The 24,187-nt window shown below is 40.0% G+C and carries 23 protein-coding genes and 1 tRNA gene; 11 read left to right on the plus strand and 13 right to left on the minus strand.

Translation table 11 applies throughout. The annotated features are described in order from the left end of the window. Window positions 1–224 precede the first annotated feature (224 nt). Window positions 225–776, plus strand: a complete 552-nt coding sequence (locus tag BM192_RS05080) for a hypothetical protein (protein WP_037439005.1) — start codon at window positions 225–227, stop codon at window positions 774–776. On the opposite strand, the gene BM192_RS05085 is transcribed toward BM192_RS05080, so the two are convergent. The 5 genes from BM192_RS05085 to BM192_RS05105 form a co-directional block, all read right to left on the minus strand. Then, a complete protein-coding gene (locus BM192_RS05085) occupies window positions 756–1,223 on the minus strand; it encodes an N-acetyltransferase (RefSeq protein WP_088775982.1) in 468 nt (155 codons plus the stop codon). The two genes, BM192_RS05080 and BM192_RS05085, sit on opposite strands and share 21 nt — an antisense overlap. A 20-nt stretch (window positions 1,224–1,243) precedes the next feature. Next, on the minus strand, window positions 1,244–1,993 hold the full coding sequence (locus BM192_RS05090; RefSeq protein WP_037441394.1) for a DeoR/GlpR family DNA-binding transcription regulator: 750 nt from the start codon (window positions 1,991–1,993) through the stop codon (window positions 1,244–1,246). A gap of 31 nt (window positions 1,994–2,024) precedes the next feature. Beyond that, complete coding sequence (locus tag BM192_RS05095; RefSeq protein WP_037441392.1) at window positions 2,025–3,194, minus strand: MFS transporter; 1,170 nt, start codon at window positions 3,192–3,194, stop codon at window positions 2,025–2,027. Window positions 3,195–3,384: 190 nt separating this feature from the next. Continuing rightward, window positions 3,385–4,836: a glycosyltransferase family 2 protein gene (locus BM192_RS05100; RefSeq protein WP_212611579.1), complete on the minus strand. Its 1,452-nt coding sequence runs from the start codon at window positions 4,834–4,836 to the stop codon at window positions 3,385–3,387. Between the two features lie 220 nt (window positions 4,837–5,056). Continuing rightward, window positions 5,057–5,476 (minus strand): hypothetical protein, encoded by a 420-nt coding sequence (locus tag BM192_RS05105; protein ID WP_037441390.1) that lies wholly within the window; start codon window positions 5,474–5,476, stop codon window positions 5,057–5,059. Window positions 5,477–5,641: 165 nt separating this feature from the next. On the opposite strand from BM192_RS05105, the gene BM192_RS05110 reads away from it, so the two are divergent. After that, on the plus strand, window positions 5,642–7,630 hold the full coding sequence (locus BM192_RS05110) for a sensor histidine kinase (protein WP_037441388.1): 1,989 nt from the start codon (window positions 5,642–5,644) through the stop codon (window positions 7,628–7,630). Next, a complete protein-coding gene (locus tag BM192_RS05115) occupies window positions 7,611–8,249 on the plus strand; it encodes a response regulator (protein WP_037441386.1) in 639 nt (212 codons plus the stop codon). Before BM192_RS05110 ends, BM192_RS05115 begins: the two co-directional genes overlap by 20 nt. A gap of 19 nt (window positions 8,250–8,268) precedes the next feature. Here the strand turns inward: BM192_RS05115 and BM192_RS05120 are convergent, their stop codons facing one another. The 4 genes from BM192_RS05120 to BM192_RS05135 form a co-directional block, all read right to left on the minus strand. Further along, the gene (locus tag BM192_RS05120) at window positions 8,269–9,570 is read right to left on the minus strand and encodes a hypothetical protein (protein ID WP_081857511.1); all 1,302 of its coding nucleotides are present in this window, start codon (window positions 9,568–9,570) and stop codon (window positions 8,269–8,271) included. A gap of 153 nt (window positions 9,571–9,723) precedes the next feature. Then, a tRNA-Ser gene (locus tag BM192_RS05125) sits at window positions 9,724–9,811 on the minus strand. A 45-nt stretch (window positions 9,812–9,856) separates the two neighbouring features. Next, entirely contained in the window at window positions 9,857–11,287 is a 1,431-nt protein-coding gene (gene pyk / locus BM192_RS05130) for a pyruvate kinase (protein ID WP_037441384.1), read from the minus strand. Window positions 11,288–11,427: 140 nt separating this feature from the next. Beyond that, window positions 11,428–11,847 (minus strand): IPExxxVDY family protein, encoded by a 420-nt coding sequence (locus BM192_RS05135; protein ID WP_037441381.1) that lies wholly within the window; start codon window positions 11,845–11,847, stop codon window positions 11,428–11,430. A 164-nt stretch (window positions 11,848–12,011) separates the two neighbouring features. On the opposite strand from BM192_RS05135, the gene BM192_RS05140 reads away from it, so the two are divergent. The 3 genes from BM192_RS05140 to rnc are packed head-to-tail and all read left to right on the plus strand — an operon-like array spanning window position 12,012 to window position 14,285. Next, the gene (locus BM192_RS05140; protein ID WP_008508386.1) at window positions 12,012–12,248 is read left to right on the plus strand and encodes an acyl carrier protein; all 237 of its coding nucleotides are present in this window, start codon (window positions 12,012–12,014) and stop codon (window positions 12,246–12,248) included. Between the two features lie 29 nt (window positions 12,249–12,277). Then, window positions 12,278–13,531, plus strand: coding sequence for a beta-ketoacyl-ACP synthase II (fabF, locus tag BM192_RS05145; RefSeq protein ID WP_037441375.1), 1,254 nt, complete (start codon window positions 12,278–12,280; stop codon window positions 13,529–13,531). Window positions 13,532–13,556: 25 nt separating this feature from the next. Next, the gene (rnc, locus tag BM192_RS05150) at window positions 13,557–14,285 is read left to right on the plus strand and encodes a ribonuclease III (RefSeq protein ID WP_051759916.1); all 729 of its coding nucleotides are present in this window, start codon (window positions 13,557–13,559) and stop codon (window positions 14,283–14,285) included. A 1-nt stretch (window position 14,286) separates the two neighbouring features. Here rnc and BM192_RS05155 read toward each other — a convergent pair whose 3' ends face one another. Beyond that, on the minus strand, window positions 14,287–15,000 hold the full coding sequence (locus BM192_RS05155; RefSeq protein WP_037441369.1) for a hypothetical protein: 714 nt from the start codon (window positions 14,998–15,000) through the stop codon (window positions 14,287–14,289). Window positions 15,001–15,153: 153 nt separating this feature from the next. Here BM192_RS05155 and BM192_RS05160 point away from each other — a divergent pair, with 153 nt between their 5' ends. The 3 genes from BM192_RS05160 to nadD all read left to right on the plus strand — a co-directional run bounded on the left by BM192_RS05160 (window position 15,154) and on the right by nadD (window position 17,232). Further along, a complete protein-coding gene (locus BM192_RS05160) occupies window positions 15,154–16,017 on the plus strand; it encodes a YicC/YloC family endoribonuclease (protein WP_037441367.1) in 864 nt (287 codons plus the stop codon). A gap of 61 nt (window positions 16,018–16,078) precedes the next feature. Further along, window positions 16,079–16,651, plus strand: coding sequence for a guanylate kinase (gmk, locus tag BM192_RS05165; RefSeq protein ID WP_037441364.1), 573 nt, complete (start codon window positions 16,079–16,081; stop codon window positions 16,649–16,651). A 5-nt stretch (window positions 16,652–16,656) separates the two neighbouring features. Then, complete coding sequence (gene nadD / locus BM192_RS05170) at window positions 16,657–17,232, plus strand: nicotinate (nicotinamide) nucleotide adenylyltransferase (protein ID WP_037441361.1); 576 nt, start codon at window positions 16,657–16,659, stop codon at window positions 17,230–17,232. 1 nt (window position 17,233) lies between these two features. Here the strand turns inward: nadD and BM192_RS05175 are convergent, their stop codons facing one another. Beyond that, window positions 17,234–17,941: an SAM-dependent methyltransferase gene (locus BM192_RS05175; protein ID WP_037441359.1), complete on the minus strand. Its 708-nt coding sequence runs from the start codon at window positions 17,939–17,941 to the stop codon at window positions 17,234–17,236. Between the two features lie 399 nt (window positions 17,942–18,340). Here BM192_RS05175 and BM192_RS20730 point away from each other — a divergent pair, with 399 nt between their 5' ends. Continuing rightward, complete coding sequence (locus BM192_RS20730; RefSeq protein ID WP_037441357.1) at window positions 18,341–19,744, plus strand: DUF6600 domain-containing protein; 1,404 nt, start codon at window positions 18,341–18,343, stop codon at window positions 19,742–19,744. 120 nt (window positions 19,745–19,864) lie between these two features. Next, window positions 19,865–21,448, plus strand: coding sequence for a peptide chain release factor 3 (locus BM192_RS05185; protein ID WP_037441354.1), 1,584 nt, complete (start codon window positions 19,865–19,867; stop codon window positions 21,446–21,448). A 95-nt stretch (window positions 21,449–21,543) separates the two neighbouring features. Here the strand turns inward: BM192_RS05185 and BM192_RS05190 are convergent, their stop codons facing one another. Beyond that, on the minus strand, window positions 21,544–22,797 hold the full coding sequence (locus tag BM192_RS05190) for a pyridoxal phosphate-dependent aminotransferase (protein WP_037441352.1): 1,254 nt from the start codon (window positions 22,795–22,797) through the stop codon (window positions 21,544–21,546). A 24-nt stretch (window positions 22,798–22,821) separates the two neighbouring features. Further along, window positions 22,822–24,153 carry an argininosuccinate lyase gene (gene argH / locus BM192_RS05195; protein ID WP_037441350.1) on the minus strand — a complete coding sequence of 444 codons (1,332 nt, stop codon included), beginning with the start codon at window positions 24,151–24,153 and terminating at the stop codon, window positions 22,822–22,824. Window positions 24,154–24,187 lie beyond the last annotated feature (34 nt).

Consider the following 24,187-nt stretch of genomic DNA (forward strand, 5'->3'; position numbering starts at 1 on the left):
TATATTTGTCATTCCAATGTATGAAAATACATACGATTTACAAAGACGAAAGATCGTGACAGTATTTTTAATGAAAGAATTCAATATGATGTGTCACTGATAATAAGCTATGTACAGCAGGTCTGGGAAATTTCTCAGGATTTTAACTTATTGGACAGCATATTGGGCAGTATATTTGCCATTGAGAGCCTGAATACGTTTAAAAGAATCTTTCAAATTATAACATGAATACATTAGCTACAAAATCATATCTCAAACTTCCTATTTTCAGCCTTCTTATGCTTTGCGTGTTACTGCTAAATTCCTGTGCAGAAACACCTGATAAATTTTTTGGAGTAGCCGTGCTAAATACCAATATAGTCACTGATTTCGCAACACCCAGACTGGCTAAACATATTAGTGACACTACTACTGAATATCCTGATATTCCAAGCTCTAAGAAGAATGGAGACGAAGCTGTCAGTTATCTGGGCAACAAAATACTCTACATGGAAAAAGTGGTTAAAGATATTAAGGGCCTGACTGAAAACAGCTCGACCAAAGAAATCATAAAGGAGTCGCTTGATCTTTATGCTTATGTTCTCCCGGTTTACAAAAATGAATATATGGCCTATGCAAAACTTTGTGATGCTAAAGGATCGAAGGAAGAAAAGGAAGCAATGTCCAGAAAAATCGAAGATAAATATGCTGAAACTTTTGAGACTAAATACATTTCGTTGATGGAAAAGGGAAAAGCATATGCTGACAAGCATAACCTAAATGTGAAATGGGACTAACGTTTCTTTTTCTCCACGGTAAAGCATAACAAGCTCCATTTCGCCGGTATTTTCTTCTAATTTCTGCATAACAGGCAGGAAACCATTCTTGGTATAAAATGCAATTGCTTTTTTGTTTTTTACATACACGCCAAGATCTAATTCCCGGTATCTGCTTTTCGCGAAATCAAGCAGCACGGTTCCTATTCCCTGCCGATGAAAACCTGGAGAGACGAAAACTGCAGCCACATAATTGTCAATCATAGAAATGAAGCCTAGTATATCAAGCGTTTGCTGGTCTTCATATACATAGGTTTGACTAGAGGGCAAATAAATTGTCCGCATTTCTTCTACATGTTCATCCCAATAGGAGGCTGGTATAAAATGATGTGCGACCTTAGAGGCTTCCAGCCATATGGACACAATTCTGTCTTCATGCTCTGGTCTTGATTTAACAATTCGTCTCATAGGTTAAATAAAATACTACGTTAAATGAGCCGGATACCCAGACTCCTGTACGAATCAAGTAGATCACTGTCGCTAGGCAGGTCAGTAATCAACACATTGACCTGCGCAAGGTCGCAAACTCTAAAAGGTTCAGTCGTACTCAATTTTTCTACATTGCCTAACACAATTATTTTTTTGGCATTACTAATCATTGCACGTTTAATACTGGCTTCTTCATTGAATACTGAAGTAACTCCCAATTCGTGATGCAAGGCACAAGCACCCATGAAATAACAGTCTGCAATATACTCCCTGGCTTCATCAATTGTACGCAGACCCGAATTGGTTTGGGTGTCCCTATTATATTTCCCACCTAACACAATGACCTCTATATTGTTAAAATTAGATAAGATGGGTATCAGTGCCATATTATTGGTAATTACCCTCAAATTAGAATCCAACGGTAAACTGGCGGCAATTGCACATACCGTGGTACCACCGTCCATAAATATTGTCTGTCCGTTTTTAATGAATTGTCTCGCCTTTAATGCAATTGCTTCTTTTCCTTCCGACAGATGCGAAGACCGGTCCTGAAAACTGAGCGGATTTTTCGCAAGAGTGATTGCCCCTCCACGTACTTTCGACAGCAAGCCATTTTGGTATAAAGCATCAATATCCCTGCGGATAGTATCTTCTGATACATGCAGCTCTCCGGCCAGCTGATCATAACTTACTTTATTTTCTTTCTTTAATAAGTTGATGATATGATCAAAGCGTTCTTCTTTCAGCATTTTATTTAATGACTACCCGTTAAAATTGACATCAGACTGTTTTCTTAAAGGTATACGCCAAAGCTACTATTAAAAATAATGATCCGGTGAAACCGAGTGCAGCAGGCAAAGAGAACCAGTGCGCGATAAAGCCTAATAATGCTGGTCCCGCGAGTTGTCCTGCATAACCTATGGTGGTAATAGCAGGAATAGAGACTGAAGCTGGAATATTCTTTAATCTGCCGGCTTCACTGAAGAATACGGGAACAATATTAGCTGCGCCCAGGCCCAACAGTATAAATCCAAATAAAGATGCTGCCGCCCATGGAGTAAATACTACAATTAAAAGTCCCATAGCAGCAATTAAACTACCGCCAACTACGACAACCCTACCGCTTAACCGGGAAACAATTCCGTCACCAAATAAACGCATGGTAGCCATTGCTACTGAAAAAGCAGCATATCCCATTCCAGCAAGCTCTTCTTCCACACCCCGGTTCTCGTGCAAAAAGACAGCACTCCAGTCCAGCATAGCTCCTTCTGATAAAAAGACGAAAAAGCACATCATACCTAAAAACAAAACACTCTTTTTTAACCAGGGATGTGCATTGTTTTGCGCAGGAACAATATCAGAAGACTGCTCCTGCCCGATCCGCATTTGCGTAGTATGATCCAGAAATGAGGTATAAAAACGGGAGACGATGAGTACGAGCAAAACAGAAATGCTTAAAGCAGTAGCTATGGGTGTAAGCCCCATTTTAATTAAAAAACCCAAACCTAATGCGCCAAATAATCCGCCTGTACTAAAAAGACCATGAAATGAAGACATAATTGGCTTCCCATAGATATGTTCGACTTGTACTGCATGTGAGTTCATCGCGACGTCTACGGTACCGATCGCAGAACCAAAGATAAACAGACAAATAGCCATAGTCCATACGGTATTCATGAATAACAATAATGGCAGCATAACTGCTATCACAAGTGTGGCAATAAGAATTACTATTCTGTTTCCGTATTTATGGCCAAGATAACCGCTAATAGGCATCATTGTAATCGCGCCTCCGCCTAATAGCAGCAGCAGCAGCCCCAGACTGGCATCATTTAACTGGAGCCTCTCTTTCGCAAATGGAACCATAGGCGCCCAGCTGGAGATTCCTAATCCGCAAACCAGGAATATACTTCTGGTCGCATTTTTTGCTTTGGTTATCATTTCCAACATTATTCATTATTTATTTGATAGTGCAAAGTAATACAAAATTGCATAACTTTGCATAAAAGTTTTAATATAAGATCAATTACACTGCTAATTTTCAGGAATCTGGTTGATTGAAAACCTATACGTCTTATTTAAAATAAAAAAGCGCCTTAAGTATAAACTTAAGACGCTTTATGGTTTAGGGTAACTGGTACTAGTTTTTGTCGGCCAGACCACGTGTAAGCCATCCGCTTTTTCCTGCTGTTGCAATAGCGTATGGTGTAATCCAGAACAGTGCAAATGCATAGAAAATACTGTAGGGATATGCCCAGAACGATTCGGAGATACCATGCTTTTTGGCATAAAAGAACATTTGTATACTCGAAAAGATAAGGATACTTAACAGAGTTGCACTAATAAACAACACTGGCTGTGTGATTACTAAAAATGCCATCAATAAAGTAAAAGGGAAGGCCATCAGCACGTTCAACCATTGAACCATTAATAATATTCTGGTTCCCGCAGTTGATTCTTTACGAAACTTTGTAAAAGCAAATTTGCTCATCATAATATTCTCGCGAACATTGCTTCGTTCCCATCTGATAAACATTTTATACAAGCTTTTATATTTTTCAGGAATATTAGTTAATACTAATGCATTTCTCTGGAATAAAACATGGTAACCTTGTTTCAGAATCATATTGGTCATTGCACGATCTTCACCAATGTCGGTCGGTTTTCCCATAAATGTCTGATTCATCCACTCTTCTAAACAAGCTAAAACTGCATCTTTTTTATAAGCTGCCAAGGCGCCTGGTGTACAAAAAACACTTCCAATTGCACTTTGCGCGGAGCGTACAAACTCAAAACTGAAAACAAAACTTACATTCAGCATTCTTGGAATCATAGCTGATTTATCATTCAGCACACGAACGTTTCCTGCCACTGCGCCACATCTTTCATTGGTCACAAACGGACTAACCAGATTACGCATAGTATCTTTTTTAACAATCGAATCGCTGTCTACAGTAACAAAAACATCGCCTGCTGCCATTTTAAAGCCACGGTGTAAAGCGTGTCTTTTTCCCATATTCTTAGGTTGTTGGTAAATCGAAAGGCGGTCTCCTAAATGAGCTTTCGCTTTTTTCATCCAGTACCATGTATCGTCCTGGCTACCATCATCTATAGAGATAATTTGAATCTTCTGCTCTGGATAATCACTCGCAGCCAGACTAAGTAGTGTTTCCCAAACTAATTTTCCTTCATTATAAGCCGGCACAATAACAGTAACCGAAGGAAGCTTGTCATCCGTAACAGATTTAACTGGTTTATAACGCAGATAAAGGAAGACCATATAAAGTATAAAGGAAACTTGTACGGAAAGCAACACGATACCGGTAATTATCAGTGCAGTTCCCCACATCGTTTCCATTCTTGCTAAATGGATCTGCTCAAATTGTGGCTGTAACTTATAAACTAAGAAAGCACCCCCCAGTAACATTAAAAATGCACTAATCAGAATTGTATAATTCAAGGGTGTTAAAGTTGCTTTTTTGATTTGACTAATGATACTCTTGTCCCGAACCAATTTTTCCTGTACATTTAATGTAGCTACTGACTCCGATGCATCTATTAATCTCGTTCTGTCGTCTGTTATATTCATCATTTGGAATGGCATATAAATTTTTTTATATTTTGCCATAGTCCAACTATTATGCCGTGCCGTTTTAAGGCCAAAAACAAGCTATTTGGCGAAAAATAGCATAAAAAAGTGTGGAACTTAGCAACAATGTGTTGCGTTAGGGTTCCTACTCAGGCTTGTTTAGCTCATAAAAAAACCTGTGCCTTTAGGTTAAGACACAGGTTCTGATTACCAAATTTAAATTTTATTGGAAAATATATATGGCAGCTCCGGTAATGACGGACGTACCCGCATAATTTTGGGTGGTTACAACTTTACCATCTACCAGGATTTCGGCTTTCACTTCTCCGGAACCTAAAGCATTTATACTGATTGCTAGGTTGTCGGTAAAGTTCACCGTTCTTTTAAATTTCACAGAGTACGGAAGGGTAACTTTATCTACCAGCGTATTTCCTCCTGTTGAATTGTGATAAATTACATCTCCGGAAGTTATTCCACGTACAGAAGTTAGACGATATTCTACCTCCACCTCTTTTGGATAAGAATTGCCACCTTGCGGGTTGTTGTCTTTGTCTTTAGAGCATGAGCTCGACAACACAAGGAGTAACAGACATGGTGCCGCTATAAATTTTAACCACTGGATCTTTTGTTTTAACTTTTTCATAGGTTGGTTTGATTTAAATGAGTTAATACTTAATATAACTAACGGCAAAATTATCGGGAATTACCAGTTGCTGCAATACGTGTATTTGAGATAAAATATATACTGGTTTTCCAGTATTTTTGGGGATTTTTCTCCATTATTCTGATTAATTATTATTTTACCTGGATGATTAGACTGCTAGGGCTTTTAATCTTATTCCCTTTGTTCGCAATCGGGCAAATTCCCATCGAAGAAAACCGGTATTTAGATAGCTTGAGGAAAGTGGCGCAAAACAAGAATATGGGGGATAGCAGCCGGGCACTTGCTAACTATTTCATCTCAGGATTTTTCTCCAAAACTGATGTAAAACAAGCGAGGATCTACTTAAAAGAAGCTAATAAACTGGCAAAGGCACATCCCTTTCTTTTAGCAGGCGTGCCTTTTTACGAAGCCGCATTTCTTCCGGACGACGACGAACGCGGCCTTATCTTATATAAAAAAGCAGATAGTCTGCTCGCTAAGTTTACTACCGATGAAGCCTACTTGTTCAGATCTAAAATCTGGTTGAACTATGCATCGGTACTCCAGCTTAACGACAAACAGACCGAAGCAGTAAATACAATAATTTCCAAATCAATACCCCTGACAAAAAAAGGCAAAGGCGATATTCTCTTATATTTTATGTATGCTGATCTCGCCACACTGTTATCCAATATCGGGCAGAATAAGCAATCCAAAGCTTATTTTTCCATGGCAATCGACGGCCTGAAAAAAGTGAAGAGTAACTCCAGCCGGGTAGCGGCAGTATACGTTGACGCATCTTCAACTTTATGCCTGCTTAAAGAGTACAAACAGGCTGCCGCAATGCTTGATGAAGCGCGCAAGCGTCTCGTCCAATTCCCTAAATCACCTATTAATTCGCATTTTTATGCTGCAGAGAGCATGTATCTGAATAAGACTTCTGCTTATAAAAAAGCACTGATAAGCGCCGATAAAGGATTATCTCTAGCTTCAGAACTGCATACCGAATATATGAATCATGGATTGTTATTGGAAAAGCTGGAATCTTTCAGCAAACTGAAGAATTACAGAGCCGCTGAAAAAGTATTCTATGAATTGCAGCAGGATGAAATGTTTCAGTCGCTTTCTAATGTCCGACGGAATGCCTATAAAACTATAGCCCAGGTCTATGCTGCAGACAAACAATTCCCAAATGCTTATTTCTGGATGGAGCAATACAGCAGGCTGAACGACAGCATCTCAGAAAGTAATATCAAAAAAGAAATTTATGAGATGGAAATCCGATTCCGTAATCAGGAAAACCTTCATAATATCTCAATGCTAAAATCCCAAAAAGCCAAAGCAGAATTTAGTGCGGCAAATAACAGATTAATGAGCTGGCTCCTGGCCGTTGCAGTACTATTTTTTCTTCTCCTTTTATTTCTAGTCCTACTTAATTATCAAAAAAGCCGTCGCCTGGCAAGACAGGAAAAAATAAGTTATAAGCAGCAGCTCAAAGAGCTGGCCCAGCAGAAACAGCTGCAAGTAGGTTCTGCCCTCATTGAAGGTGAAGAACGCGAACGCAAACGAATGGCCAGAGATTTACATGATGGGTTAGGTGGCCTGCTTGCCGGAGTCAGACTTCACCTGTCGGCCTTGTTTCAGAAAAACGGACCTCAGACTTCAGAAACGGAAATGGCAATAATGGGACAGCTTGACTCTTCATTAAGCGAATTGCGACGCGTCGCAAAAAATATGATGCCGGAAACGCTGATCAAATTCGGTCTGGAGCAAGCGATTCTTGACCTGTGCATGTCATATTCTACCCCAATACTAAAGATTGAATTTCAGCCTTTTGGAATAAAGACGGATCTACCGGAAAAAAACCAAATTATGATCTACCGCATTATCCAGGAAATTCTGGCCAACGCGGTACGCCACGCATCGGCCTCGACAATTATGCTCCAGTGCAGTCAGAATGAGAACATCTTCCTGATCACCGCCGAAGATGATGGAAAAGGCTTTGACACTGATCAGAAAATAGCAACTGCGGGAATGGGCCTGGAAAATATCAAAGCCCGCGTGGAGTATTTGAATGGAAAACTCGATCTGAGCTCCAAACCTAATGAAGGAACAATAATAAATATAGAACTGGATGTTTGCAAAACAAGTTAACCTGGTGATCGTAGATGATCATCCTCTGATTATTCAAGGCCTGAAAGCACTGCTAAGCTCTCATGAACAACTAAATGTCCTGGCAAGTTTCACCAAAGGACAGGATGTAATCGCTTTTTTGCTAGGCCAGGAGGTCGATGTCGTCATTCTGGATATCAGCCTGCCGGACTGTAATGGAATGGATATCTGCAGAGAAATAAAAACAATGGCACCAGCTACAAGGGTAATTGCCTTGACGAACCATAACGAGCGTAGCTTGATCATGCAGATGCTGCAGAATGGGGCAAATGGTTACTTGCTGAAAAATGCTTCGTCAGAAGAGCTGATTTCAAGTATTACACAGGTTATGAATGGTCAGCTGAGTTTTAGTACTGGTATTGAAGAAATCATTACTCAACCGGCTGTTTACGAACAAGGGCCTGTGCCAAAGCTGACACGAAGAGAGCTAGAGGTCCTGAAGCTTATTGCTGCCGGGGAGACGTCAACTGTTATCGCCGATAGGCTTTGTGTAAGTCCGTTAACTATTGAAATGCACCGGAGAAACCTGCTTCAAAAGTTTAAAGCCAAAAATGTCGCCGTATTAATCCGGATGTCCTTTCAATTGGGTTTAATCAAATAATATAAAAATCACCTTTATATTATCTGTCAATCCGCTTCAACTTATAGTTTCCACTTGCCCCGTCCTTCTCTATTGTATAGCCATCAGTCAATTCAAGTATCCAGCCATCACCAAATATTTTTTTATCTTCTGTTCTGGCAGGATTTGAAATTGAAATTTTATCCCAATTTGAGCTCATCAATGCGCCATTTTCAACTGTCAAAATACCCCATAAATCTGTAACCCTGATATTCGGGTAAACCGTTCCTTTATCTTCTATCGGAATAATATTCCTCGGATCGAACGAAACATTCATTTTCTCGAATTTTATCTCAAAATGAGGTTGATCAATAAATTTCAATCGATATTCGGCGATGAGCTGTCTAGTTTTTTCTTCTCTTTCTTTTTCCTGCTCAATTATTACTTCTCCATTATAATTAATGGATATGTTTTCGACCGTTGTTTTTAAGTCTGTCGGGATGTTGACATTAAATGCCCTAATAAGATAGGCAGTTAAATCAGTTTCTGCCGTGATTTTTTTAGCCCTTGCTTTGTTTTTATTATACAGTAGATAAAAATAAACAGGAGTAGTATAATAGGCAAATGAACGAACGAATGTGGGGTTTCTAAAAAAGCCATCTATCCCATTCAAAAAAAATGTTGTTGTCTGTGCTTTGTTTCTACCACTAACTATAACTCCAGTAAATTCTGCAATTCCTTCATTTAATTCCAATATATTTTCAGTAAAATCTGATTTACTATAGAGTGCATGCCGGTATTTCCTAAAGGTCAGGGCATTTGTCAGATGCTGCTGTAATTCTTTTTCTGAAGAGGATTCGATTGCTTTCTTCAGTGCTTCCAATTCTAAACGCAGATAAACTCTTCCGTCTTTTTGATCAAGGTGATTATTCTCAACGTTACTGAGTGTAAAGCCCAGGGATGGTTGGATACGGTGAAATGACTCATGGGCTAGTAAATTAATCCTGTCTTGCTTGTTTTGAGGAAGGGGGAGCATAATCATAGCCCACCTCTTCCCATTCCAGTTTATAGCTGTATTAGCAATATTGATATTACCAGGCAAAACTCCGGAATAAATATTCCCGTTAAGCTTTAATATACCTGTAGTATCAGATTCGTTTGCAAAAAGTTCCCTGGTCTGGGGGTCAATTAAAATCATAGGTCCGTATAAACCTTTATCCCAAAGTCCGGTGCTCTTCTCTGAAGCTCTTTTAATTTCATCAAAAAAAACGGAAATACTGTCGTGGAGGGTACTCTGCTTTTGCCCCAGTACATTTTGTGCGAATAAAAAAAATACAGTTATTAAAATGGCGTTTCTTATCATTGAATTTTAATCTTAAGAATCTAGATTCCTAATATAATAAATTGCCTAATTAGAGATGGTATTTCATCAACCCAACGTAATCCGATTACTAGAAATCAGCGAAAAGGTCAAAAAAAAACCTTGCAAATCAATGATTGCAAGGTTTTTTTGTTGCGGAGAGAGAGGGATTCGAACCCTCGATACCCTTTTGAGGTATACACACTTTCCAGGCGTGCTCCTTCAACCACTCGGACACCTCTCCTTGGAGGAGTGCAAAAGTAGCATTTTTTTTGACTCTTAAAACAAATTAATCAAGAACTGTTACTTTAACCATATTCGTCTTGCCTTGTTTTTCCATTGGAACAGCAGCAGTATTAATCAATACGTCGCCTTTCTTAACAAGCTTCATCTTGACAAGCAGTTCATTAACATCCAGGATAGTCTCATCTGTACTCTCAAATTTGTCATAATAAAAAGCACGTACGCCCCAAACTAAACTTAAAGTATTTAGTAATTGAAGATTATTTGTGAAAATATAAGTAAGTGCTTCCGGACGGTGACTTGAAATTTCGAAAGCAGTATAACCGCTCACGGTCATCGAGACAATACCGACAGCGCTGGTTTGTTTAGCAAGGAAACAAGCAGAGTCGCAAACAGCATCACTAAGGAATGTAGCTGATTTCGGTTTAAGGAATTTCTCTACGTTGAACGGATAGTTGTTTTGCTCGATATTCTGGATGATCTTCTGCATAGTTTCGATAACAATCAGTGGAAACTCACCAACTGATGTTTCGCCACTTAGCATCACAGCGTCAGCTCCGTCAAGTACCGAGTTAGCCACGTCATTCACTTCTGCACGTGTTGGTCTTGGGGTAGTGATCATGCTTTCCAGCATCTGTGTTGCAATAATTACCGGTTTTGAAGCAGCAATACATTTCTGAACGATCATTTTTTGCAATAAAGGAACTTCTTCCATCGGCATTTCAACACCAAGGTCTCCACGTGCAACCATGATTCCGTCAGAAACTGCTATAATTTCATCAATATTAGCAATAGCCTCTGGTTTCTCGATTTTAGCGATAACCCTTGCTCCTTTACCTCTTGCTTTGATAATATCTTTCAGCTCAGTTATATCTGCAGCATTTCTCACAAATGATAAACCGATCCAGTCAACATCATTTTCTAGAACGAATTCAAGGTTTTTTCTGTCTTCAGGAGTAAGTGAAGGAATAGATACTTTGGTGTTTGGCAGGTTGACTCCTTTTCTTGATGTCAGAATACCACCATGTACCACTTCACAAATAACTTCGTCTTCAAGGTTGGTTTCAATAACCTTCATTTGCAGTTTACCATCATCTAAAAGGATGATTTCGCCTGCTTTAACGTCTTTAGGGAAGCTTGTATAAGTGATGTAGATACGCTCTTCATTACCGATGCATTCTTTCGTAGTAATAACGGTACGGCTACCGTTAACCAGGTGAATACCACCATCTTTTACGATTCCAATACGGATTTTAGGCCCTTGCAAATCGGCAAGAATACCAACGTTATAGTTATATTTTTTATTAATTGAGCGGATCGTATCCAGGACTTCCTGGTGATCTGCCTGAGAACCATGTGAAAAATTTAATCTGCAAACATCTAGTCCTGCATTAAACATGCTGTATAAAACATCTGGTTTTGCCGAAGCAGGGCCTAGCGTGGCTACAATTTTTGTTCTGGAATGAAAGGGTTTCATCTTGAGTTACTTTATTGGTTACTGACAAACTAAATAAGGTTTTTCGCTTTAAAAACCAATGTTTGTCTGGTTAATTTTGTTATTTAACGAATGCTGTCAGAATCAAATATAGTGTATTTAATACACCTTACATATAAAATTTATATGACCAAATTCTCATGAGACTTTAGTTTTAGCGGATCAATCTGCGCAGCAACCTGAATATCAGGCAGTTTATTTAGTCCAGAGAGAATAGAATTCAGATCTTCTTTGTCCATATAGCCTTGAATGACCATGAAATAATCAACCTTATTCATCTCAGGAATTAAAAATCCTTCCCTGTTTCTATTTGCCACGACAAAAAAAGTATTATCACCCTCTTCAATATAAAAATAATATTTCGAGTAGGCCCTGGCAGGTTCATCTACGTTAAAAAAAACCTCATGATCTTCTATTTTTTCAAAATCAAGATGAAGTCTGGTATTGATCTGATGGCATAGCACATAGTCCTTCAGGGACGCTGTAATCGCGATTAAGATGAAATCCAGGTCCAGCGATAATTTTAAATAGGTTTTGTTCAAAGCAGATGGATAAGATTATTTGAGGATACGAAATTATAAAACTAATTTTGCTTTACTGTTTGAAATAAAAACATTAAAATTGATAGAGAAATAAAAACATTTGAAATGTGTTAGAATTTATTTTTCTTTGCACTGAATTATTTAACCCATTAAATTATAACATTATGTCTGATATTGCTTCAAGAGTTAAGGCTATTATCGTTGAAAAATTAGGAGTGGATGAGAGCGAGGTTACACCAGAAGCTTCTTTCACTAATGACCTAGGTGCAGATTCTTTGGATACTGTAGAACTTATCATGGAATTCGAAAAAGAATTCAATGTAGCTATTCCTGATGACCAAGCAGAGACTATCGGTACTGTTGGTCAAGCAATTGCTTACCTTGAGAAAAACGTAAAGTAGAACATACGGTCTCCGTATAATCCGTATAAATGGAATTAAAAAGAGTAGTCGTTACAGGTATTGGTGCGCTCACTCCAATTGGCAATACACTCCCGGAATTCTGGGAGAATTTGTTAAAAGGTGTGAGCGGCGCTGCGCCTATTACAAGTTTTGATACAGAAAAATTCAAGACAAAATTCGCATGTGAGCTTAAAAACTTCCGGGTAGAAGACTTTCTGGAAAAAAAAGAAGCCCGCAAATTAGATCCATTTGTTCAGTATGCTATCGTTTCTACTGATGAAGCCGTCAAAGACGGCGGATTTGATTTCTCAAAACTGGATACAAACCGTATTGGTGTAATCTGGGGCTCCGGAATTGGTGGTATTAAGACCTTTCTGGATGAAATGAGAAATTATTATGCCGGTGACGGCACTCCCCGCATTAATCCTTTCTTTATCCCGAAAATGATCATTGACATTGTCACAGGTCATATTTCTATTAAGTATGGATTGCGCGGTCCGAATTTCGCAACTGTATCTGCCTGTGCATCATCAACTAATGCAATGATTGACGCTTACAATTATATTCGCCTGGATATGGCAGATATTATTATAAGCGGAGGATCCGAAGCAATAATTAATGAGGCCGGAATCGGTGGATTCAATGCGATGCATGCCCTTTCAACCAGAAATGATGACCCATCTACGGCTTCCCGCCCTTTTGATAAGGACAGGGATGGTTTCGTAGCAGGCGAAGGTGCCGGAACAATTATTCTGGAAGAGCTGGAACATGCGAAAGCACGCGGTGCCAAAATCTACGCTGAATTAGTAGGCGGAGGAATGAGCGCCGATGCAAATCATATCACCGCCCCACATCCCCAGGGACTTGGCGCTAAGATGGTTATGACCAATGCGTTGAAAGATGCAGGTATGAAAACCTCTGATATTGATTACATCAATGTCCACGGAACCTCTACTCCATTAGGTGACATCAGTGAAACTAAAGCAATTGTTGACCTTTTTGGTGAAGATGCTTACAAATTGAATATCAGTTCGACCAAATCAATGACCGGTCACCTTTTAGGTGCAGCCGGAGCTGTTGAAGCGATTGCTGCCATTCTAGCTGTAAAATACGACATCATTCCGCCAACAATTAATCACTTCACAGACGATCCTGATTTTGATCCGAAACTGAATTTCACATTCAATACGCCGCAAAAACGCGAAGTTCGTGCGGCGCTGAGTAATACTTTCGGTTTTGGCGGACACAATGCCTCGGTTATTTTTAAAAAATACGAGGAGTAATCATGCCACAATCCAATAGAATTTAATGCCCCTATTCGACCTCTATAAGCTTTATTTATCTCCTGATAAGGATTTTGTAAAGAAGCTGAAAAACATGCTGGGCTTTGTGCCGGGAAATACCACTTTGTATAAAATGGCATTCAGGCACAGGTCTGTAGCTAAAGTTCTAAAGAACGGTAGCCGAAGCAGTAATGAGCGTTTAGAATTCCTTGGTGATGCAATATTAGGCTCGGTGATTGCAGAGCTCCTCTTTAAGCATTATCCGTATAAGGAAGAGGGTTTTCTTACTGAGATGCGCTCTAAAATCGTCAACAGGGCGAACCTTAATCAGCTTGCCAGAAAGATGGGCTTTGATCAACTGATTGTTTTTGACCAGCGCATGGTTAACATGCAGACCAAACATCACTCAATGCTTGGTGATGCTTTTGAGGCACTGATTGGAGCAGTTTACCTGGACAAAGGCTATAATTTCACTAAAGAATTACTGCTTAAAAGAATCGTTAAGCCTTATATTGACATCCATACACTGGAGCAAACTGAGACAAATTTCAAAAGTAAACTGATCGAATGGTGCCAGCGGCATGCAAAGGATATAACTTTTGAAATTGCAGAAAACAGTGAAGGTGAAAGCCCCAAACTATTTACAATACAGGCAATGATTGATGGCGAGAGTTTTGGAATCGGACGAGATTATAATAAGAAAAATGCCGAAAAACAGGCTGCTGAAAAAGCCTGTGCAGCGCTTGATATCTAAACTACTTCTTCTTCAAAGTGTCGGTATATTGCTGATAAGAATCTCTGATATACTTAACCGCGTCATAAGAAGTCCAATGCTTGGATTTTTCATAATCGGGACGGTAGTTCAGCATAAATTTCTCCAGCTCTGCCCCTTCTAAATCAGTATTATTACGGATCAAAGACTCATTAAAAAAACCATCAACCTGGGTCTGCTGCATTTCGGTTGCATAATATTTCCCAAACCTTCTCGCATTTTTAGGCGTTTTACCGAATAGCTCATAAAGTGCTGTCAACGGTTTAAAGAAATAAGACAACACTGGTGGCTTACCCTGATAGAATGAACCTTTATTACGAAATTCCTGTTTAATTTCATCCAACTCCATCTTTTTAGACTTGCCCCTGATGTTCACCTCACTCAAGGTCGTAGACTCCCTGTTAAGAGTAATAACCATATCTTTACTGGATACAACAACTACTTTTCTGTCCCTGAAATCTCTTTTAACTACGACTAGTGTATCACCGTTGAGCGCTTTAATTCTAAAAAGTCCCATATCATTACTTCCAACAGTATAACCAGTCCGCTGATTGGTAATTTCGGCTAGTGCAATCCGCGTAGACGCACCGCTAACCATGACAACTCCGTTTAACGAGAACTCATCTTGTGCTTTCAGTCCGGCTGCCGAGAACAGCAGGATGATCATCAAAAAGTATTTATAAACTCTCGCTCCCATTAGATAATATTTGACGTAAATTTAATGATTGTATAGCAATCTATATGCTAAATTATGTTAAAATGCCCCAGGTCTATGCGGTAAACTGTCAATATTACCCGGACAGAACAAGCATTTTAACAATAAATTATATCTTTGCACATGATAAAATCAATGACAGGCTTCGGTCTGGCCTCTACAGATCAGGATAATACCAAATTTGCCGTAGAGATTAAGTCCCTCAACAGTAAGTTCCTGGAACTCAACTTAAAATTACCAAGGGCATTTGCGGACAAAGAACTTCTGCTTCGTAATATCTGCAGTAAAGACATAGAACGTGGAAAAGTAAATGTTTCGATTAGTATTGAGCGCAGCGAAGAAAACCTGAAAGGTGCAACTATTAATGCTGCCCTGCTAAGTAAATATTATAAGCAGCTAGAGGCTATTAATGTCGATTTAGGAGCAAATTCAAATAATCTGCTACAGGCGGTGTTGAGTTTCCCAGATGTTATCAGCTACACAGAAGAAGTCGTTAATGAAGGAGAATGGGATGTTTTGCAAACCACATTTCAGGCTGCTTTAAAAAGTTTCAATCAGTTCCGGGAGACAGAAGGTGCTGTGTTGAAAGAAGATCTGGAACTTCGCATCCAGAACATTTTAAGTTTTTTCAGACAAGTTGAAGAGCTGGCTCCACTTAGAATTCCTCAGATCCGTGCACGTTTGAACCAATTTCTTGAAGAGCATGCTGGAAAAATTAATGTGGATCAGAACAGATTAGAACAGGAACTGATCTATTATATCGATAAACTTGATATTACTGAAGAAAAAATCAGATTACAGAGTCACTGCAATTATTTTATTGAAACGCTGAAAAGTAAAGATGCAAATGGCAAGAAACTTGGTTTTATATCACAAGAAATTGGCAGAGAGATCAATACTATGGGTGCCAAAGCAAATGACGCGCAGATACAGCAGCTGGTTGTGGGTATGAAAGAGGAATTGGAAAAGATCAAAGAACAGCTGTTAAACGTTATTTAAGAAACAATAAAATGCATTCTCTGATCAGTTAACCTGAATTAGAGAATATATCACATATCAAATGATACAAGGCAAACTCATTATATTTTCGGCTCCGTCAGGTGCAGGAAAAACGACTATAGTTAAACATTTACTAAAGAAATTCCCTAACCTGTGTTTCTCCATTTCTGCCACAACACGTGAATCACGCGGTGATGAGCAGCACGAAAAAGATTATTACTTTATTTCTAAAGAGGCCTTTCTACACAAGGTTGCACACCAGGAATTTGTAGAGTTCGAAGAGGTCTATAATGGCACATTCTACGGTACTCTGCGCTCTGAGATAGAAAGAATCTGGAATGATGGTAAACATGTGATTTTTGATATTGACGTAGAAGGTGGACTCCGCTTAAAGCGTAAATATGAAAAAGACGCATTGGCAATTTTTGTTCAGCCGCCATCACTTGAAGTCCTGAAATCGAGACTAAGCGGACGAGGGACAGACAGCGCTGAAAAACTGCAGGAGCGGTTTGTTAAGGCGGAGAAAGAACTGGAATATGCAGATAAATTTGATGTCATTCTTAAAAACTTTGACCTGGAAACTGCCTGCCTCGAAGCAGAAAAATTAATTTCGGCTTTTATTGGCACAAAGTAATAAATATGTCTAAAACGGGTCTGTTCTTCGGTTCTTTCAATCCCATTCATATGGGTCACCTGGTAATTGCCGGACACATGGCCCATTTTACTGACCTTGACGAAGTTTGGCTGGTCGTCTCCCCTCATAATCCGTTAAAGAACAAAAAGGGATTGGGGAACATGTACGATCGTTTGGAAATGGCCAGGCTCGCCACCGAGTTTTCAGAAGGTCTTCAGGTAAGTAATATTGAATTTAGTCTCCCTCAGCCGTCCTATACAGTCGATACACTGGCTTACTTACAAGAGAAGCACCCAACCAGGGAATTTGTACTTATTATGGGAGCAGACAACCTATCTTCATTAAGCAAATGGAAGAATTATGAAGTTTTGCTGAAAAATTATAAGATTTACGTTTACCCCAGACCGGGCGCAGTAATTGAAGAATGGAAAGACCATCCGTCAATTACACTGACTGATACCCCGCAGATGGACATCTCCTCTACCTTTATAAGACAAGCTTTAAAGGACAACAAGAATATTGAATTCCTGGTTCCAGACAGTGTAATTGCATTTATGGATAGTAAAAACATGTATCGCTAATCTAGCGGTAGATTAGGAATATCGTCGGTTTTTTATGCAGATCTATTTTTTCCTGACGCCATTGTCCGATGCTCTGTGTTCTAATAAATTCATCTTCACCGGTAATATTACTGGCAACGCACAGCAACGTTTGAGCAGCGGTATTTTTGATAATATCTTCGTATAGGTGATTATTTCGGAATGGGGTTTCAATGAAAAGCTGAGTTTGTTTTTCCTTCTCCGCAGTTTTCTCCAGCTCTTTTATTTTCTTAACCCGTTCTACCTTATCAATTGGGAGATAGCCGTGGAAAACAAAACTCTGCCCATTAAATCCAGAGGCCATCAATGCCATTAATAAAGAATTGGGCCCCACTAGAGGAACGACTTTAATACCTCTTTTATGGGCTTCGGAAACTATTTCAGCACCAGGATCGGCAATACCGGGGCAACCAGCCTCACTCATTAGCCCCACATCTTTGCCGGTCATTAGTTCCTTGAAATATGGAACCATTGAGTCATTCCTTTTATGCTTACCATAATCGTGAATTGTCAACTCACTCTGAGGAATTTTAATTCCCGCTTCTTTCAGAAATTTTCTGGCAGTCTTTTCATTTTCAACGATATATGTTGGAATTGCATTGATAGTATCAACTAGAAATGGAGTAAATGACTTGGCCGATGCGTTTTCAGCCAATGGTACAGGGATAAGATAAAGAGTGCCTTTTTTCATTAGTATTTATTTGTTATAATGTTTACCTGCCCAAATCTTCTACAAAAGAATAATCAATTAAAATTGGTATGTTTTATGTAATGTGTATAGAAAAATCATCATTATGATAACAGACAGGCAATCTGATACAAAGGAAAAGAATTAATCGCCATAAAGAGAAAAAACCGGCATGAAATATTGATTAACGGTTGTCTGGAACTGAAAATAAATCCATCTGATGCATACAAATACATTGCGACTTGTACGAAAAACAGAAGAAACCCGTCTTGCGCAAAACAAAATTTGCATTTTAAAAGAAAATAAAATATATAATTCGTAAATATGACTTAAACTTTTGAACTATTTACTACTCAAAGAGATAACACATATCAATTAGTTTAGGTTTTAACACACACACAAATGAAACAACTAATCAAATTGCCAGCTATAATACTGGGGCTAGTGCTCCTGTTCAGCGGGCCGCCTCAAAAGGCGATGGCGCAATACGATGATATTTCCATGGATTCGTTTTATGATGAACTTTCACCATACGGAACCTGGATGAATGATCCACAGTACGGTAGAGTCTGGAGACCAGATGTCGACCAACGTGATTTCAGGCCTTATTACAGTAATGGCCGTTGGGCGATGACTGAATACGGTAACACTTGGGTATCTGACTATGACTGGGGTTGGGCTCCGTTTCACTACGGTCGTTGGGTACTAAATAGTTATAGCCAATGGTTATGGATTCCGGATACAGTTTGGGGCCCAGCCTGGGTAAGCTGGAGAAGTGGTGGCGGATATTACGGCTGGGCACCTTTAGGCCCTGGTATAAATATTAGCATTGGAGGCGGAGGATACAATATGCCTAGCGCATGGTGGGTTTTTATTCCGCAGCGTAATATCTACAGCAATTATTATCCCCGTTACGGCGGTGTGAATATTAATATTTATAACCGTACAAAAATTATAAATTATACTTACGGAAGAGACAGACGTACATATTACACTGGTCCAAGAGCATCTGAAATCCGTAGGGTTACGAATAGAGATGTCAGAGTTTATCAGGTTTCCAGGTCGAATACGCCAGGCAGAACGAATATTTCAAATAACAGGTTAAACATTTACAATCCAGGAACCAGAGGAAGCAGTTCTGTAGCAGCCGATAATAGAAGAGGTAATGCAAATGATAGGTCCAATCCAAATTCCAGAGGAGATAACAATAATAGACCAGACAGACAAGGTACTGTTAACCGTCAGGGTTCTACAAATAGCAGGAATAGCGGAACCGTTGTAGAAAATAATGCTAGACCCTCCCGTTCTGATGTTAATCCGCGCAATGCCGGGCAAGAGCAAAATCGGCAGTCACAACGTACTGAACAACAACAGCAAGCTATACAGCAGAGAGACCAGAGATCGCAGCAGCAACGTGACGTTCAAAGCCAGCAAAGAGATCAACGGTCTCAGCAGCAACGTGAAGCCCAGGCACAGCAACAGGATCAGCAGAGACAACAAAGAGAGCAACGGTCTCAGCAGCAGCGTGAAGCTCAGGTGCAGCAACAACGTCAAGCTCAAGACCAACAAAGACAACAGCAACAGCAACAACGTCAGGCTCAGGACCAACAAAGGCAACAGCAACAGCAACAGCAACAACGCCAGGCTCAGGATCAACAAAGACAACAGGCAGCACAGCAACGTGAAGCTCAGGCACAACAACAACGCCAGTCTCAGGAGCAAAGTAGAGCCAGAAGTGCCGAAAGCAGTAATCAGAGATCCGAATCTGGCAGCAGATCTGGTAACCGCGGTGGAAGAGGCAACTAAGCATTTAAACATTAACGCACCTTTCAGTACACAGAAAACCGGCCTTCCAAAGGGGCCGGTTTTTATTTTATATATTATAATTATCTTTGCAGCTTCATCAAGCTATTTGCTTAATCCCATATGATCCACCCCGAAATAGAAAAACGTAAAACATTTGCCATTATCAGTCACCCCGATGCAGGGAAAACCACTTTAACCGAGAAGTTTCTTCTCTTTGGAGGAGCCATCAACACTGCCGGGGCGGTAAAACGGAATAAAGCCAATCAAAGCAGTACTTCAGATTTTATGGAGATTGAAAAACAACGTGGAATCTCAGTTGCCACGTCTGTTATGGGCTTTGAGTATAAAGGCAAACGCATTAACATTCTGGATACACCAGGTCACAAGGACTTCGCTGAAGACACCTACCGCACCCTGTCTGCTGTAGATAGTGTTATTCTCGTTGTAGACTGCGTGAAAGGTGTCGAAGAGCAGACTGAAAAATTGATGGGCGTCTGCCGTATGCGGAATACCCCGGTAATTATCTTTGTAAATAAGATGGACCGGGAAGGTAAAGATGCATTTGATCTGCTTGATGAGATAGAAAAGAAACTTAATATCAGCCTTTGCCCGCTCTCATGGCCTATTGGACAAGGCCATACATTTAAAGGCGTTTATTCCATTTATAATAAACACCTGAACTTATTTGAGCCGGACAAGACCAAGATTGCAGATCCGGTAATTGAGGTGAATGACCTGGATGATGAAAACCTCCATAATTTCCTGAAACCGAAAGAACTGGATGGCCTTAAAGGCGATCTGGAGCTGGTAGACGGTGTATATGGTACACTTGATCCTCAACTATATACAGACGGGCTGCTTGCACCAGTGTTCTTTGGAAGTGCAATCAATAACTTCGGAATTAAAGAATTACTGGATACATTTATCAATATTGCGCCAAGTCCAAGGAGCCGTGAAGCAGAGCAGCGTGAAGTATTGGTTGAAGAGAAAAACTTCTCTGGATTTGTATTTAAAATTCACGCCAATCTAGACCCTAAACACCGTGACCGAATCGCTTTCCTGAGAGTTTGTTCCGGTAAGTTTGAAAGAAATAAATTCTATTACCACACCCGTCAAGGTAAAAAGCTTAAGTTTTCGAACCCGATGGACTTCATGGCCAACGAGAAGAGTATCGTTGAAGAAGCATGGCCCGGAGACGTAGTTGGCCTATATGACAGTGGAAACTTCAAAATTGGAGATACGTTGACTGAAGGCGAACAATTACAGTTTAAAGGTATTCCAAGCTTCTCTCCTGAAATCTTTAAAGAAGTCGAGAACAAAGATCCTTTACGCACAAAACAACTCGAGAAAGGCATCCAGCAGTTGACAGAAGAAGGCGTTGCACAATTATTTATTGCGCAGCCGGGTAACAGAAAAATAATAGGTGCCGTTGGTGACCTGCAGTTTGAAGTAATCGCTTTCCGTCTGGAACACGAATATGGTGCAAAAGCACACTTCCGTATGCTGAGTTATACGCGCTCTAATTGGGTGACCTCGAAGGACAAAACCAAACTGGAAGAATTTGTTAAACGTAAACAACAACATATTGGACAGGATAAGGACGGTAACCCCGTATACCTGGCAGATAATGATTTTATGATCAATATGACCAAAAGAGATTATCCTGATATTGAATTCCATAAAACGTCAGAATTCAAGTCCTAAGAACAATATAAAGTAACTTATAAAGCAAAAAAGCGGGATTCTTTTAAAAGAATCCCGCTTTTTTATTGCCGGTCCTGCCGAACAGGAAGCATGAACTAACTCAATTGAGCCAGCGCTTTTTTAATTCTTGGGATCATTTCCTGGATACCTTTCAAAGAGCAGCCACCTACTGAAGCACGGAACCATGATTTTGTTTCATCTGTACCAAAAGCAGAGAACGGAACCAAAGCAGCCTGAGCTTCCTTGATCAGATAGAAGTTTACATCGGCACTATCTTTAAGCACCTGACCCGAAGGTGTAGTTTTTCCAATATAATCAATCTTAAGCGTCAGGTAGATCGCACCCATAGGAACAATAGCATCTACCGCAAAACCTTCGGCCTTCATTTCCTGAAAACCATCATATATTGTATCAAGACTTAAACGGATCTGCGATTTAAATGCAGCAAGGAAAGTATCTACCTGCGCTTTATCACTAAAGTATTTGGCAACCGCCACCTGTTCAGCTTTCGGCGCCCAGGCACCTATATGCGTAAGAAATGCTTTCATCTTCGCGATTACCGCAGCAGGACCAAATCCCCAGCCGACACGTACACCCGTTGCTGCCAGACACTTAGAGGTACCATCAATATAAATTGTATAATCCCTCATTTCAGGACGCAGACTAACCGGATTAATATGTTCCTTATCAAAGGTTAGCAGAGAATAGATCTGGTCATACATCACATATAATGGCTTTTCACCTGCCGATCTTGATTTGTTCTCTTCAATAACAATATCACAAATCTCTTCGAGCTGATCTTTAGTGAACATCGTACCCGTCGGGTTCAGCGGTGAGCAGAGTGCCAATAAAGTTGCATCTTTCAAATGTGGTTTTAATACCGCAGCAGTAGGCATGAAATTCGTTTCTTCTGTGGTTTCCACAGCGATACCTTCCGCCGAAGATAAGTGACAGTAATGGTTATTATTCCAGGAAGGAGCAGGATAAATCACTTTATCTCCCGGATCAACCAGGGCAAGGTAAGTCGCATAGATCAAAGGACGGGAACCGCCAGAAACCAGGATTTCGTTTGATTTAAAATCAAGATTATATCTGTCTTTCAATAACTCAACAATAGTCTCACGCAAAGCAAGAATACCATCTGCAGGCGGATAATTCGTCTGATGCTGGTTATAAGCTTCAATAATAGCATCCTTCAATGCTTCCGGTATTGGAAAAATAGAAGGGTCGAAGTCACCAATCGTCAGATTGGCAATATCAGTACCCTTGCTTTTCATATCATTGACTTCGTTGCCAATTTTAATAATCTCAGAGCCAATTAATGAGTTGGCTAATACTGATACGTTCATATTATTTATAATTAATGGTTAGCGTTAGGCAAGCAATTTCTGAATTGCTGACCTTGTTTTTTCAAAATTAAACTGATCCAGTATCTGCTCCATCATTTTTTCAATGGCATCATTACAAAGGTTTCCGATACTGCCTTCGTGGGTATGATTAACCTCTTCAGAGGGCTTAAAAGTGCCGTTTTCAATAGACTCACCAACAATCTTATAAGCTTCACGGAAAGGAACACCACTTAAAGCAAGTTCATTCACGACCTCCACACTAAACAGATAAGCATATTTCGGGTCTTTCAGAATATCACCTTTGAGTTCAATATGTTGCAGCATGTAGGTAGTCATTTCCAGACATTCGTTCAATGAAACCATTGCAGGAAACAAATTCTCCTTCAATAACTGCAGATCCCGGTGATAACCAGAAGGCAGATTAGTCGTCATCATGGCAATTTCGTTTGGAAGAGCCTGAATTTTATTACAACGTGAACGGATCAGTTCAAAAACATCGGGATTCTTTTTGTGCGGCATAATGCTTGAGCCGGTGGTTAGTTCATCCGGAAAGCGGATAAAACCAAAATTCTGGTTAATGAATAAACAAACATCCATAGCCATTTTAGCCAGACTTGCTGCTACCGAAGACATTGCCTGAGCCAGTATTCGCTCTGTTTTCCCTCTGCCCATCTGTGCATATACCACATTGTAGTTCAGATTCTCGAAACCCAGCAATTCAGTCGTCAACGTTCTGTTTAAAGGAAAAGACGACCCATATCCAGCAGCAGAACCCAAAGGATTCTTATTGCAGATCTTCCAGGCAGCCAGCATCACCTCCATATCGTCCACAAGACTCTCTGCATAAGCGCCAAACCAAAGGCCGAAAGAAGATGGCATTGCAATCTGCAGATGCGTATACCCTGGTAGTAATTTATCTTTATGCGTATTGCTTAAAGCGATCAGCTGCTGAAAAAGTACAGCCGTATTGTGTACAGTAGTCTCAATTCTGTCTCTGAAAAATAATTTAAGATCAACCAGAACCTGATCATTACGGGAACGGCCGCTATGAATTTTTTTACCAGCTTCACCGATACGCTGAGTGAGCATCCATTCCACCTGGGAATGTACATCTTCCACTGTATCCTCAATACGGAAATCTCCGGCCTCAATCTCCGCATAAATGTTTTTCAGTTCCTTTTGTATCAGAACCAGTTCATCCGCTGTCAGCAAACCGATACTTTCCAGCATCTGTACGTGGGCAAGGGAGCCCAGAACATCAAAAGCTGCCATTTCCAAATCCAGTTCACGGTCTTTACCCACCGTGAAACTCTCAATGTCTTTATTTACTTCAATATTCTTTTGCCAGATTTTCATACTTTAATTTAATATGCGCCCGGGCGCGGTTTTG

The organism is Pedobacter antarcticus (assembly GCF_900112985.1).
Lineage (GTDB): Bacteria > Bacteroidota > Bacteroidia > Sphingobacteriales > Sphingobacteriaceae > Pedobacter > Pedobacter antarcticus.